The 13,225-nt window shown below is 49.0% G+C and carries 11 protein-coding genes; all 11 read left to right on the top strand.

What is annotated here, in order from left to right; translation table 11 throughout:
* Positions 1-33: 33 nt before the first annotated feature.
* A complete protein-coding gene (gene glmU, locus HPY28_RS25775; RefSeq protein ID WP_173624227.1) occupies positions 34-1,419 on the top strand; it encodes a bifunctional UDP-N-acetylglucosamine diphosphorylase/glucosamine-1-phosphate N-acetyltransferase GlmU in 1,386 nt (461 codons plus the stop codon).
* A gap of 22 nt (positions 1,420-1,441) precedes the next feature.
* Positions 1,442-2,392: a ribose-phosphate diphosphokinase gene (locus tag HPY28_RS25770; RefSeq protein ID WP_017246942.1), complete on the top strand. Its 951-nt coding sequence runs from the start codon at positions 1,442-1,444 to the stop codon at positions 2,390-2,392.
* Between the two features lie 89 nt (positions 2,393-2,481).
* On the top strand, positions 2,482-3,090 hold the full coding sequence (locus tag HPY28_RS25765; protein WP_017246943.1) for a 50S ribosomal protein L25: 609 nt from the start codon (positions 2,482-2,484) through the stop codon (positions 3,088-3,090).
* Positions 3,091-3,196: 106 nt separating this feature from the next.
* Positions 3,197-3,766: an aminoacyl-tRNA hydrolase gene (gene pth / locus HPY28_RS25760; protein WP_017246944.1), complete on the top strand. Its 570-nt coding sequence runs from the start codon at positions 3,197-3,199 to the stop codon at positions 3,764-3,766.
* 61 nt (positions 3,767-3,827) lie between these two features.
* A complete protein-coding gene (locus HPY28_RS25755; RefSeq protein ID WP_007726431.1) occupies positions 3,828-4,058 on the top strand; it encodes an anti-sigma-F factor Fin in 231 nt (76 codons plus the stop codon).
* Positions 4,059-4,204: 146 nt separating this feature from the next.
* Positions 4,205-7,753: a transcription-repair coupling factor gene (gene mfd / locus HPY28_RS25750; protein WP_017246945.1), complete on the top strand. Its 3,549-nt coding sequence runs from the start codon at positions 4,205-4,207 to the stop codon at positions 7,751-7,753.
* Positions 7,754-7,793: 40 nt separating this feature from the next.
* Positions 7,794-8,861 (top strand): peptidylprolyl isomerase, encoded by a 1,068-nt coding sequence (locus tag HPY28_RS25745; RefSeq protein WP_017246946.1) that lies wholly within the window; start codon positions 7,794-7,796, stop codon positions 8,859-8,861.
* A 235-nt stretch (positions 8,862-9,096) separates the two neighbouring features.
* Entirely contained in the window at positions 9,097-9,639 is a 543-nt protein-coding gene (gene spoVT, locus HPY28_RS25740; RefSeq protein WP_017246947.1) for a stage V sporulation protein T, read from the top strand.
* A 109-nt stretch (positions 9,640-9,748) separates the two neighbouring features.
* Positions 9,749-11,413: a putative polysaccharide biosynthesis protein gene (locus HPY28_RS25735; protein WP_173624225.1), complete on the top strand. Its 1,665-nt coding sequence runs from the start codon at positions 9,749-9,751 to the stop codon at positions 11,411-11,413.
* A 9-nt stretch (positions 11,414-11,422) separates the two neighbouring features.
* Positions 11,423-12,892 carry a bifunctional methyltransferase/pyrophosphohydrolase YabN gene (gene yabN / locus HPY28_RS25730; RefSeq protein ID WP_174231704.1) on the top strand — a complete coding sequence of 490 codons (1,470 nt, stop codon included), beginning with the start codon at positions 11,423-11,425 and terminating at the stop codon, positions 12,890-12,892.
* A complete protein-coding gene (locus tag HPY28_RS25725; RefSeq protein WP_012683879.1) occupies positions 12,882-13,175 on the top strand; it encodes an RNA-binding S4 domain-containing protein in 294 nt (97 codons plus the stop codon). The genes yabN and HPY28_RS25725 overlap by 11 nt, the downstream gene beginning before the upstream one ends.
* Positions 13,176-13,225 lie beyond the last annotated feature (50 nt).

Here is a 13,225-nt window from a genome sequence, read left to right as displayed (position 1 = left end):
GTCATTGTGGAACTTCTACGATGGAGGGTTGACATGTCTAAGATCCATGCCGTGGTTCTGGCTGCTGGTCAGGGTACACGGATGAAATCGAAGCTGTACAAAGTCCTGCACCCTGTGTGCGGAAAGCCTATGGTTCAGCATGTAGTCGATACGATGGCGTCCATGCAGGTTCAGGATATCGTTGTCGTCGTAGGTCATGGTGCTGACGCTGTCCGCGCCAAGCTAGGCGAGGATATCACTTATGCACTGCAAGAAGAACAGTTGGGAACGGCACATGCCGTTTCGCAGGCAGCGCCGTTTTTACAGGATAAAGAAGGAACTACGTTTCTTTTATATGGCGACGTTCCCCTCTTGTCAGCGACTACGTTGTCGGCCTTGCTGACCTATCACGAGGAGCAGCAAGCGGCTGCAACTGTATTAACCGCCGTATTACCTGATGCAACAGGTTATGGGCGTATCGTGCGCAATGAGGCGGGCGAAGTATTGCGAATCGTGGAACATAAGGACGCTACAGAAGCGGAACGGGCGATCAGAGAAATTAATACGGGCATATACTGCTATGACAACCGAAAATTATGGAAAGCCTTGGCGGAAGTGAAAAATGACAACGCACAAGGCGAATACTATGTAACAGACGTTGTCGGTATTTTGCGTGAGGCAGGTGAAAAGGTAGTTGGGTACGAAGCGGTTGACCCGGAGGAAACGATGGGTGTGAACGATCGTGTACAGCTATCCGAAGCAGAAGCCTACATGAAAAAACGTATTATGATTGGTCACATGCGAAATGGTGTGACAATCATCGATCCAGCTTCTACGTACATCGAAACTGATGTGAAGATTGAGGCAGATACCGTGATCCACCCAGGTTCTTTCCTGCGTGGACAAACAACCGTGGGAGCTGATTGTGTAATCGGACCTCAAGCGGATCTGACGAATGTGGAAGTAGCGAGTGGCGTGACCATTTCTTACTCGGTAATGGTTGATTCGAGTGTGGAAAGCGAGTCTTCTGTTGGGCCATTTGCTTATGTTCGACCAGGAACACAGATTGGAAGCAATGCTAAAATCGGTGATTTCGTGGAATTGAAAAATGCGAAAATTGGTGACGGTACGAAGGTTCCTCATCTCAGCTATGTAGGAGATGCGGAGATCGGAGACGGAGTCAATATTGGCTGTGGAACGATTACCGTCAACTACGATGGGGCAGTAAAGCATAAAACGACAGTAAAAGACGGCGCATTCATCGGTTGCAACAGCAATCTGGTGGCGCCCGTTACAGTTGGACAAAGTGCTTATGTAGCTGCTGGCTCGACCATTAACCAAGATGTGCCGGATAATGCGCTTGCGATCGCACGTGAGCGTCAAGTCAATAAGATCGATTACGCGAACAAAATGCCTCGCAAGGGCAAAAAGCAATCATAAACGGGAGGTTCTTGAGAAGATCATGGCTAACTACCGCGACCCAAAACTGAAGGTATTTACGTGCAACGCAAACCCGGAACTGGCAAAAGAAATCGCCGAACACATCGGTGTACCACTCGGAAACGCACAAGTAGTGCGCTTTAGTGATGGCGAATGCCAACTCAAACTCAATGAAAGCGTTCGCGGTTGTGACGTATTTGTCATTCAGCCAACATCTGCTCCCGTTAATGAGCATCTGATGGAGCTTTTGGTCATGGTCGATGCATTGAAGCGCGCTTCGGCTAAGAGTATTAACGTGGTAATTCCTTACTACGGCTACGCTCGTCAAGATCGCAAAGCACGTGCACGTGATCCAATCACAGCCAAGCTGGTTGCTAACCTGATCGAGACTGCAGGTGCACAACGTGTGATTACGATGGATCTGCACGCAACACAAATCCAAGGCTTCTTCGATATTCCAGTTGATCATCTGCTGGGTGTGCCTATCTTGGGTAAACACTTCTCTGAAAAAGGTCTGAAAGATATCGTTGTCGTATCTCCAGACCACGGTGGAGTGACTCGTGCTCGTAAATTGGCAGAACGTCTGGAAGCGCCTATTGCCATTATTGACAAACGCCGCCCAGAACCAAACGTAGCCGAAGTAATGAACATCGTAGGTAACATCGAAGGCAAAACAGCGATCATCATCGACGATATTATCGATACCGCTGGAACGATCACACTGGCTGCAAGTGCACTTGTAGAAGCAGGCGCACGTGAAGTATATGCATGCTGCACGCACCCAGTTCTGTCTGGTCCTGCTATCGAGCGTATTGCTAACTCGACGATCAAGGAACTGATTGTGACCAACTCGATCCCGCTGACAGAAGAACAAATTATCGATAAGATTACCGTTCTTTCCGTAGCGCCAATCATTGGTGAAGCAATCATTCGTGTTCACGAAGAGCTTTCCGTAAGCAAGTTGTTCGATTAATATACAATCCCCTGTAGGGGATTGAACTAAACCTCCGATGGACAAGCTAGTGAGGAAACTTTTACTAGCAGTCCGAAGGAGGTTTTTTTGTGGAACAATTACAGGCACAGTCTCGTGAAAAAAAGACAGGCAATGCTGTAAAGGTACTGCGCAAGGAAGGCTGGGTTCCCGGTATTATGTACGGCAGCGAAGTGGGCAATAAGCCGATTCAGCTCAAAGGAAGAGAACTGGATGCGGCCCTGCGTCATCAGACGACGAATAAGCCATTTCGGTTGAGTGTAGACGGGGACACGCACGATGTCATGGTTTATGAGCTGCAACGGCATCCTTTGCAGGGAAACATTTTGCATGCAGATTTTAAGAAGATCAATATGAATGAAAAAATACACACGTCCGTACCTGTCCTCATGACAGGAGATCCGGAGTTGGGTGTGGCTACTCTTGTCCGCCATAGTGTGGAAGTGACTTGCTTGCCAGGTAATATACCAGAATCGTTCCTAGTCGATGTAGACGGGTTCAACATCGGGGATGTCGTTTTGGTAGCGGATCTGACAGTCCCGCCAGGAGTGGAGCTAGGGCTTGATTCCACGGAAGTGCTGATCAGTGTCCTGCCAGTTAAGGTCAAGTCCGAAGAATCGATTGATGCGGAGCAAGAAGCAGAGGCAGTGGCCGAAAAAGCAGGAACCGCTAACGAATAAAATCATGGCTTAAAAAAAGAAGGGCGAGGTGATTTCATCTCTGCCCTTCTACTTTTGTTCACGTAACCATTCGAGTACAATGGGGAGAGAGTGGGAGGGAATAAGCGTGAAAGTCATAATTGGATTGGGTAATCCCGGCAAAAAATATGAAGACACCAGACATAATGCTGGCTTTATGGCCATAGATAAGATTAGCGACAAATGGGGAATTCCTGTTACGCAAAACAAGTTTCGTGCACTAGTTGGCGAAGGCCGAATCGAAGGCGAGAAGGTGCTGCTGGTGAAGCCGCAGACGTACATGAATCTCTCTGGTGAATCGGTAGCGGAAGTCCTCAAGTTTTACAAACTGATTCCAGACGATCTCGTTGTCATCTACGACGATCTTGATTTGCCGACCGGACATCTTCGTCTGCGAGAAAAAGGCAGCGCTGGTGGGCACAACGGCATCAAGTCGATGATTCAGCATTTGGGCACACAGGAGTTTAAACGAATCAAGGTAGGTATCAGTCGTCCTGAACCAGGGCGGAGCGTCAGCGACTATGTTTTGAATACGTTTCCAGTGGCGGAAAGAGCCGACATTCAAGAAGCGGTGAGCGTGGCTGCTGAAGCATGCGCCATGTGGACAAGAGAGTCGTTTTTAAAGGTCATGAACCATTACAACAGCTTGAAGAAGTAGTATGATTTCCCACCCAATCGTCCATACTAACCGATAGGAACAGTATGGGGGTGGTATGTGCATGAGCATACGCTATACATGTCGTTGCTGCGGCATGAAGATTGCAGAATTTGACGAATCGCAAGTAACAGAAGCGCAGCTCGGGTTTGATTCCTTGACCCCGGAGGAACGTGCTCTTATAATATCGAGAGAACAAAGTGGAGATACGGTCGTCAGCATCACGTGCGACTATTGCCGTGAAGCGCTGATTCAGCATCCAGAGCTTTCGCTAGTCGGAAACCCACTTCAATAAGTGGATACGCATTAGGAAGGCTTGCACTGACAAGGCCTTAGCTTGGGGAGCTAAGGCTTCTTTTCGCATGGCTGACCTGCGGTTATTGTGAACGTGAGCGAGGCTCTGCTTTTAGTTGACAGAAGAATTAGAGAGGGGATTAGTGAATGCAAGTCATCATTAACCCGATGAAACAGGACACGAATGTCGGGACAATCGTGGCTGGTTTGGAGAAGGGGCTTCATGAGCAGCTTGTCTCTGGCTTAGCTGGTTCCGCCCGGCAAGTATTGATGGCGTCATTGCAACAAATGTCAGATCGTCCGGTCTGCGTAGTGACGCATAACATGTACCAAGCACAAAAAGTATACGAAGATTTGATCGAGTTGGTTCCCTCTGATCAGGTGTTGCTTTATCCCGGTAATGAGCTGATTGGCTCTGAGCTTGCCATTGCCAGCCCTGAAATGCTGGCGCAGCGAATTCATGTATTCAACCGTCTGGCCCAAGGCTTTACGGGTTTTTTGGTTGCACCTTTTGCTGGCTTGCGTCGCTTAGTCGTTCCCCCGCAAGTATGGAAGGAAGCACAAATTCAGTTATCTGTCGGTGATGAGCTCGATATTGATTCCTTTTTACTCCGATGTATTGAGCTTGGCTATGAGAGAGTGGACATGGTCGAGCGCAAGGGAGAAATGAGTATTCGCGGTGGAATTATCGATTTGTATCCGATCGATTCGGAGTGGCCGGTGCGGATTGAGCTGTTTGATGTGGAGATCGACTCGATCCGTACGTTTGACATGCTCTCCCAACGGTCACTGGAATCCGTCCAGACTTATATTCTCGGTCCGGCAAAAGAAATGATCGCTTCGACTCCGTTATTGCAGGAATCGGCTGTTCGCTTGGAACAAAAGCTGGGAGAAACCATCGCCAATTTGAAGGATGGGGCTGCCAAGGAAAAAGTCATGGAGCGAATCGGCTCTGATGCAGAGAGAATGAAGCAAGGACAGCGTTTTGCACAGCTGTATTCGTACATCTCTGTCATTTACCCGACGGGTGATACCTTATTGTCCTATATGCCTTCCGATACCTTGCTGATCGTTGATGAGCCTTCCCGTGTGTTGGATACGGCAGCGCAATTGCAAAAAGAAGAAGGGGAATGGCTGACAGGACGCATCATCCAGGGCGAATACATGTCCAATCTCAGCCTGTCGCGCACGTACGACGAGATCGTGTCGACGAAAAAGCGCCAGATCGTTTACCTCTCCCTATTTTTGAGACAATCACCAAAGACTCAGCCGCAAAACATCGTGAATCTGACTTGTCGTACCATGCAAAACTTCCATGGACAGATGAACGTACTGAAAACAGAACTAGCTCGTTGGAAGAAGTCCCAGGATCAGATCGTCTTTGTCGCAGCTGATTTGGAGCGTGCAAAGCGACTGGAGCGTGTCCTGCATGACTACGAAATGGAAGCGGATGTTTTAACTGATGCAGTGGAAACGGTGCCTCCGGGGCGTCCTACGATCATTTTAGGAAATCTCCAGACAGGCTTTGAGCTGCCATTAAACAAGCTGGTCGTTATTACGGAAGGCGAAGTTTTTACAGCAAAACAGCGCAAGGCACGCAAAGTTCAACAGACGATGAACAACGCCGAGCGTATCAAAAACTACCTTGAGCTCAAGCCCGGTGATTTCGTCGTCCACGTCAATCACGGGATTGGGAAATACCTCGGAATTGAAACCAAGGAAATTCTCGGAATTCATAAAGATTACCTTCATATTCAATACGCGGCAGGAGACAGTCTGTTTGTTCCGATTGATCAAATCGACCATGTGCAGAAGTACGTGGCGAGCGAAGAGGCACAGCCGAAGATTTACAGCTTGGGCGGCAGCGAGTGGAAACGGGTCAAAAATAAAGTCCAGTCGTCTGTAAAGGATATCGCTGAAGATTTGATCAAGCTGTACGCAGCACGCGAAGCGGCTGTCGGGCATACATTCTCTCCCGACACGACAGAGCAGCGTGAATTTGAGGCGATGTTCCCGTATCAGGAAACACAAGACCAGCTCCGCGCGATTTCTGAAGTCAAAGCGGACATGGAGCGCAAACGTCCGATGGATCGCCTCGTTTGTGGGGACGTGGGTTACGGGAAGACAGAGGTTGCGATTCGTGCTGCCTTCAAGTCTGTCATGGACGGAAAACAGGTAGCCGTTTTGGTTCCAACTACGATTCTGGCTCAGCAGCATTACGAGACGTTCCGTGAGCGTTTTGCGGAATATCCGATCCGCGTGGAGGTATTGAGTCGATTCCGTTCGCGCAAAGAGCAGAATGCCACGTTAAAAGGACTGAAGGAAGGCACAGTCGATGTCGTCATCGGTACACACCGTCTCCTTTCCAAAGACCTGACATTCCGCGAGCTCGGTCTGTTAATCGTAGACGAGGAGCAGCGCTTCGGTGTGAGCCACAAGGAAAAGCTCAAGCAGATCAAAACGAATGTGGATGTCATGACACTGACCGCTACGCCGATTCCACGTACCTTGCACATGTCGATGCTCGGTGTGCGTGATTTGTCTGTTATCGAAACACCGCCAGAAAATCGTTTTCCGGTGCAGACGTATGTGATGGATTACAGCCCTGCTTTGGTTCGCGAAGCGATTGAGCGTGAGATGGCTCGTGATGGTCAAGTGTTCTTCCTCTACAACCAAGTACAAGGAATCGAACAGATGGCGGAGCAGATTTCTATGCTCGTGCCTGACGCGCGCATCGCTGTGGCGCATGGGCAGATGAACGAAAGTGAGCTGGAGGGCGTCATTCTCGACTTTTTGGAAGGGAATTTTGACGTATTGGTCAGCACGACGATCATTGAGACCGGGGTGGACATCCCGAACGTCAATACGCTGATTATTTACAATGCAGATAAAATGGGCTTGTCCCAGCTGTATCAGCTGCGTGGACGTGTAGGTCGTTCCAACCGAATTGCGTACGCTTACTTTACGTATCAACGGGACAAGGTGCTGACAGAGGTAGCGGAAAAACGTCTGCAAGCCATCAAGGAATTTACCGAGCTCGGCTCTGGTTTCAAGATCGCGATGCGAGACTTGTCCATTCGTGGAGCCGGTAATTTGCTGGGCGCGGAGCAGCATGGTTTTATTAATACGGTCGGATTCGACTTGTACAGCCAGATGCTGAAAGAGGCCATTGATGAGCTAAAGGGCGAAGTCAAACACGAAATTGTCACACCTGTGGAGATCAATCTGCAACTGGATGCCTATATTCCGTCGATGTACATTACGGACAGCCGACAAAAAATCGAGATGTACAAAAAGTTTGTCGCGGTGTCTACATTGGAAGACGTCGACGATTTGGCAGAGGAGCTGCTAGACCGTTTTGGACCAGTTCCGAAGCCGGTTGATAATCTGTTGACCATTTCCCGTTTGCGTGTGTATGCCCTGAAGCATCACATCACCGAAATTAGCCAAAAGAATCCAGACGAGATTAAATTGTTCCTGCACCCTAGTCAGAACAACAACATCGATGGTGGAGCCTTGTTTGCACTTACCAGCAACTGGAGTAAGAGGGTTGGGCTGTCGGGTGGACAACAGATCACGATTGCTGTTAAAGTAAAGGGGTTAAAAGAAGATGAGGGCGTGCAGTTGGTTGAAAAGCTGCTGCGTCAATTTCACCAGGTGCGAAGAGACACCGGTACGGAAAGCCCCGTGTCTTAACTGACAAAATGGGCTTGCCCGGGAAGGGAGAACCTTATTTATGAAACGTTCTGTAGCGATTCTATCTTCGGCTGTTCTGGTCGTTGCACTCATGACTGGTTGCGGCGGAAAAGCAGAAGAAGCGAAACAAGAATCAAAAACTCCAGCGAATCAGACAGATGGCAGCAATCAAGCTGCTAATGATCCTTTGGTACAATTCCCTAAACTCACTCTGCCTTACGCAGCAGACCCGAAAGCGGTCATTGTGGAGTATCAAGGAGGAACTGTAACAGGAAATGAGTTCGAAGAGTTCCTGCGTGTCATTAACTTCATGAACCCACAACAAGGTACCATGATTGAAATGGCAGATAGCAACTCACTGAAAGCTTTTGCGCGTGAGTATACAGCTACCAAGGTTTTGGCTAGCCGTTCTGACGATGCCATGAAAAAAGAGGCCAAAGAACTCGCTGAGAAAACCTTCGAGAAAATCAAAACGCAGTACATGGGCTTTTTGGGCAAGGATGAAGCTCAGTTCACCAAGCTCTTGGAAGGTCAAGGCGTAACGAAGGACATGATCGTCAATCAGATGAACCTGATCAACCAGTCCATCAATGTGATGAAAAAGAATATCGACGATGCTACGATGAAGCAAACCTATGATCAAATGGACAAAGCTTCCCGTACCGTTGCTTCTGTTCGCCACATCCTGATCTCTACCGAAAAGCGCACACCAGAAGAGGCGTTGAAAATCTCCAACGACTTGGTAGCGCGCCTGAAAAAGGGTGAAGACTTCGCGAAGCTGGCAAAAGAGTTTACAGATGACCCAGGCAGCAAGGAGTCTGGCGGCTTGTACGAAAATGCGGATGTAACGCAATGGGTACCAGAATTTAAAGAAGCATCCCTGACACAAAAAGTCGGTGAAGTTGGCCCGCCAGTAAAAACTGATTTTGGTTACCATATTATTAAGGTCGAGAATCGCAAAGAAAAGACCTTTGATGAGATGAAAGAACAGCTCCGCGCGAGTTCTTTGGAGAAAGCCTACGATGCTTTCGCCAAGAACGAGCTGGACAAGCTCATTACGAAATTCAACATCCCGCAGTCCAAAAACGACGCTCCGGCGAAGAAATAAGAAGTCCGAAGAAAAACAGGGAATTCGTTTCCCTGTTTTTTCGTTTTCTCGCATATTCTTCAAACATGGGCAAATACTATTATCACTCGCTACCACCCGGGGGAGAGTAATTGAGGTAACTGGTAAAAATTGATACCATCACCCATAGTTAAAATTAGAATTTGAGGAAAAAATACAACTAACCAACCACCATCTATTCACTACCCACTTCTCAGGGAAAGCGAGGCAACAAGACATGAAAGCAACTGGTATCGTTCGTCGAATTGACGACCTCGGTAGGGTCGTGATTCCTAAGGAGATTCGTCGTACACTGCGCATTCGTGAGGGCGACCCGCTTGAGATTTTTGTGGATCGTGACGGAGAAGTCATTCTCAAAAAGTATTCACCAATTGGAGAATTGGGTGATTTTGCAAAAGAGTACGCCGACTCTTTGTATGAAAGCATGAATCATACCGTACTGATTTCAGACAGGGATACTGTCATTGCTGTGGCAGGTGCCTCCAAAAAGGAATACTTGGAGAAACCCATTGGTAGTATTGTTGAGAAATGCTTGGAGGAAAGAAAAACCCGACTGGAGAAAAACGTAGGCTCTTATGAAATTTGTCGTGATATGAACGAAACATATGGATCGTTCGTCGTTGCACCCATTGTGGCAGGAGGCGATCCAATCGGGTCCGTGATCCTCCTCAACAAAAACGAGTCAACCAAGATGAGTGATTTGGAGATCAAAATGTCGGAAACAGCGGCCGGTTTCCTGGCAAAGCAGATGGAGCAGTAGGATAGGATCAGCAAAAACAGCCTCGTACCCCGGGGCTGTTTTTCTTGTGCCTATGGCCTTGTGGTATAATGAACGAAGTTTTAGGTTGGAGAGGAGAAATTTCACGCACATGGCTCAAGAAAAGGCTTCCGTTCAATTTGTGAAAGGCGCGGCGATACTTGGAATTGCCGGTCTTGTCTCCAAGCTGTTAGGCGCTGTATACCGCATCCCATACCAAAACATTGCCGGGGATATCGGCTTGTACGTATATATGCAAGTATACCCGCTGTACACCACGTTGTTGATTCTGGCGACGGCGGGTTTTCCCATCGCCATCTCCAAGATCGTCTCAGAGCGCGTCGCTGTCGGGGATGCGATCGGGGCGCGCAGGGCGTTTCGAGTAGCCAGTATATCGCTGGTTGTTCTCGGGATCTTTTTCTTCTTCCTGTTATATGGAGGGGCACCTATGATTGCCCGTATGATGGGTGATGAGCATTTGATTACCCCGCTCCGAGCGGTAGCTTGGTCACTCCCGTTGGTGCCGATGGTTGCGATCTTGCGCGGCTATTTTCAGGGGCATCAAAATATGATGCCGACTGGCGTCTCTCAGGTTGCTGAGCAGTTCATTCGCGTGATTTTCATCCTGGTCGCTGCATTCTGGGCGATGAACATGTATCAGGACCCGTACATGGCTGGTACAGGTGCCGTTTTTGCTGCTTTTCCAGGTGCCATTGCTGCTATTCTCGTCTTGCTTTGGTATTGGAGAAAAGACAAGCAGATGGGGCTAACGACCATCAATCAAGTGCAGCAATCAACCGCGAATTCGTGGACCAATCGCCAGATATTACGTCATCTCTTGACCTATGCCGTTCCGATTTGTATGGGGGCACTGGTTTTGCCGCTTGTTCCGCTTGTAGACTCGATGACCGTCGTCAATATGCTGCAATGGAGCGGGACCCCGGAGGACTTAGCCAAGCTTTTGAAGGGTGCATTTGACCGTGGTCAGCCACTCATTCAGTTTGGTACGTTTTTCGCCACGTCCTTGTCTCTGGCATTAGTGCCTGCGATCAGTGAAGCTGTTGCCCAGCGCCAGCATCAATTGATCTCTCATCGTTCCGAAGTAGCGATTCGACTGACCTTCCTGTTAGGATTGCCTGCTTCCTTTGGACTTGCTCTGTTGGCGGAGCCGATCAACGTCATGCTCTACGGAGACAGCAACGGTACCGAGGCCCTCGCTGTACAGTCCTTCACGATTATTTTCGCCACGGTGAGTATTGCCAGCGCGGGGATTTTGCAAGGCTTGGGACGTGTAATGCGACCTGCCCGCAACTTGTTTATTGGTGTATTGGTGAAGCTCATCCTCAATCTGGCGCTCGTTCCGTTCTGGGGCATCTCTGGTGCAGCAGTGTCCACCGTTTTAGCTTATTTGGTCGCCATGGGACTGAACGTTCTTGCGGTAAGCAAATACACGGGGGCACAAATCGGATTCCGCCAAACGGTGAAAAAGCCATTCATCTCCGTCGTGGTGATGTCGATTGTCGTGTTGCTGGTCGAGTGGCTCGCTAATACAGTGCTCGGCAGTACCGGACTTTCAAATCGCTTGTTCCATACGCTGGTAGGCTTAATTGCTGTCGGTTCAGGAGCATTGGTCTATTTGCTGGCACTTTTGAAAACGGGTGGACTTACGAGAAATGATATTCAATTTTTGCCAAAAGGAAAGCGAATTGCTTCGCTGTTAACGAAATATAAGCTCCTCCCAGCGGAGAAAGCGAGAATGAACGAAAAGGAGGCGTGACGAGTGGAAATGAAGAATAAGACCATTACCGTGGTCGGTCTTGGTGCCGGAGATTTGGACCAGCTCCCTTATGGCATCTATCGTACACTCAAAGCTGCCAAACAGCTGTATTTGCGCACGAAAGAGCATCCGGTCGTAGCCGATCTGATCGCAGATGGCATCGCGATTGAGTCCTTTGATGCTGTATATGAGCAGCACGATACGTTTTCCGATGTGTACACCGATATTGTGGAGCGACTTTTTTCACAGGTAAACGAAGCAGGCAGTCTTGTCTATGCCGTGCCTGGCCATCCTTTGGTGGCGGAACGTACTGTGCAGCTGTTGTTGGCAGAGGGACCAAAACGTGGAGTAGAGATCGAAATTGGCGGTGGACAGAGCTTTATCGATCCGTTGTTTGCCCGCCTACATATCGACCCGATCGAGGGATTCTCTTTGCTAGATGGGACGGCGCTCGCTGCTCATCAAGTATCTCCGGGTCTGCATACGATTATCGCGCAAGTGTACGATGCCTTTGTGGCTTCTGATGTGAAGCTGACCTTGATGGAAGTGCTGCCGGACGATTACGAGGTGACGGTAGCGACTGCCGTAGGGGTAGCGGGACAAGAAATCATTGAGACAGTGCCGTTGTATGAACTGGACAGACTCGATCATTTCGGGAATTTGTCCCTGGTGTATGTACCGCCGACGAAGGATGAGAAGGTATCGTACCGCCAATTCTCCTACTTGAAGGAGATCGTTGCGATCCTGCGCAGTCCGGATGGATGCCCGTGGGATCGCGAGCAAACACATCAAAGCATCCGCAAAAACTTGATTGAAGAGACGTACGAGGTTTTGGAGACGATCGACGACGATGATCCAGATGCGATGTGTGAGGAGCTAGGTGATTTGTTGATGCAAATCATGCTGCATTCGCAGATGGCAGCCGAAGACGGATATTTTTCGGTAGATGATGTTGTCGCGACATTGAATGAAAAGCTAGTTCGCCGCCACCCGCACGTATTCGGGGAAAAGAGCGCGAATGATTCCGAGGAAGCACTGGCGAATTGGCAGGAGATCAAAGCACAGGAAAAAGCAGCAAAAGGTATCGATGTAACGGTTCAATCACAGTTGGCGGGAATACCACGTGATTTGCCAGCACTGATGTATGGGTACAAGCTGCAGAAAAAAGCAGCCCAAGTCGGCTTTGACTGGGATGATATTGCAGACGTGTACAAAAAGGTAGAAGAGGAGTACCGCGAGCTGCAAGAAGCATCAGAAGAAGAACGCGCTGGCGAGCTGGGTGATTTGCTATTTGCGGTAGTCAATCTGGCGCGCTTCCTGGGGCTCGATCCGGAAGCAGCCCTCGCGTTGACCAACAACAAGTTCAAGAAGCGCTTTTCCTATATTGAAGGCAAGCTGCAAGAGGCGGGTCGTACCTTCGAGCAGACAGACCTGCAAGAGATGGACAAATGGTGGGAGGAAGCCAAACATGAGACTTGATAAATATTTGAAAGTGTCTCGACTGATCAAGCGGCGCACGCTCGCAAAAGAAGTGTGCGACAAACAGCGTGTGGAAATCAACGATCGCCCTGCAAAGGCGTCCAGTAACGTAAAAATCGGCGACAAGCTGGCGATCCGTTTCGGACAAAAAATCGTGTCAGTAAAAGTAGAGGACATTAAGGAAAACCCGCGCAAGGAAGAAGCGGCTTCGCTGTATACAGTCATTGGCGAAGTTCCCGTTCCGCGTGATGAAAAAGAAGAAGACGCCTACCTCAAAGGGTAATGTACAACGAAAAGAGACTGCCGAGATGGCAGTCTTTTTTTAGGCTTTTT

The organism is Brevibacillus sp. HB1.2, assembly GCF_013332495.1.
Lineage (GTDB): Bacteria > Bacillota > Bacilli > Brevibacillales > Brevibacillaceae > Brevibacillus > Brevibacillus porteri.
Note: the sequence above shows the minus strand (reverse complement) of the source record. Positions and strands in the feature narration are given on the sequence as shown.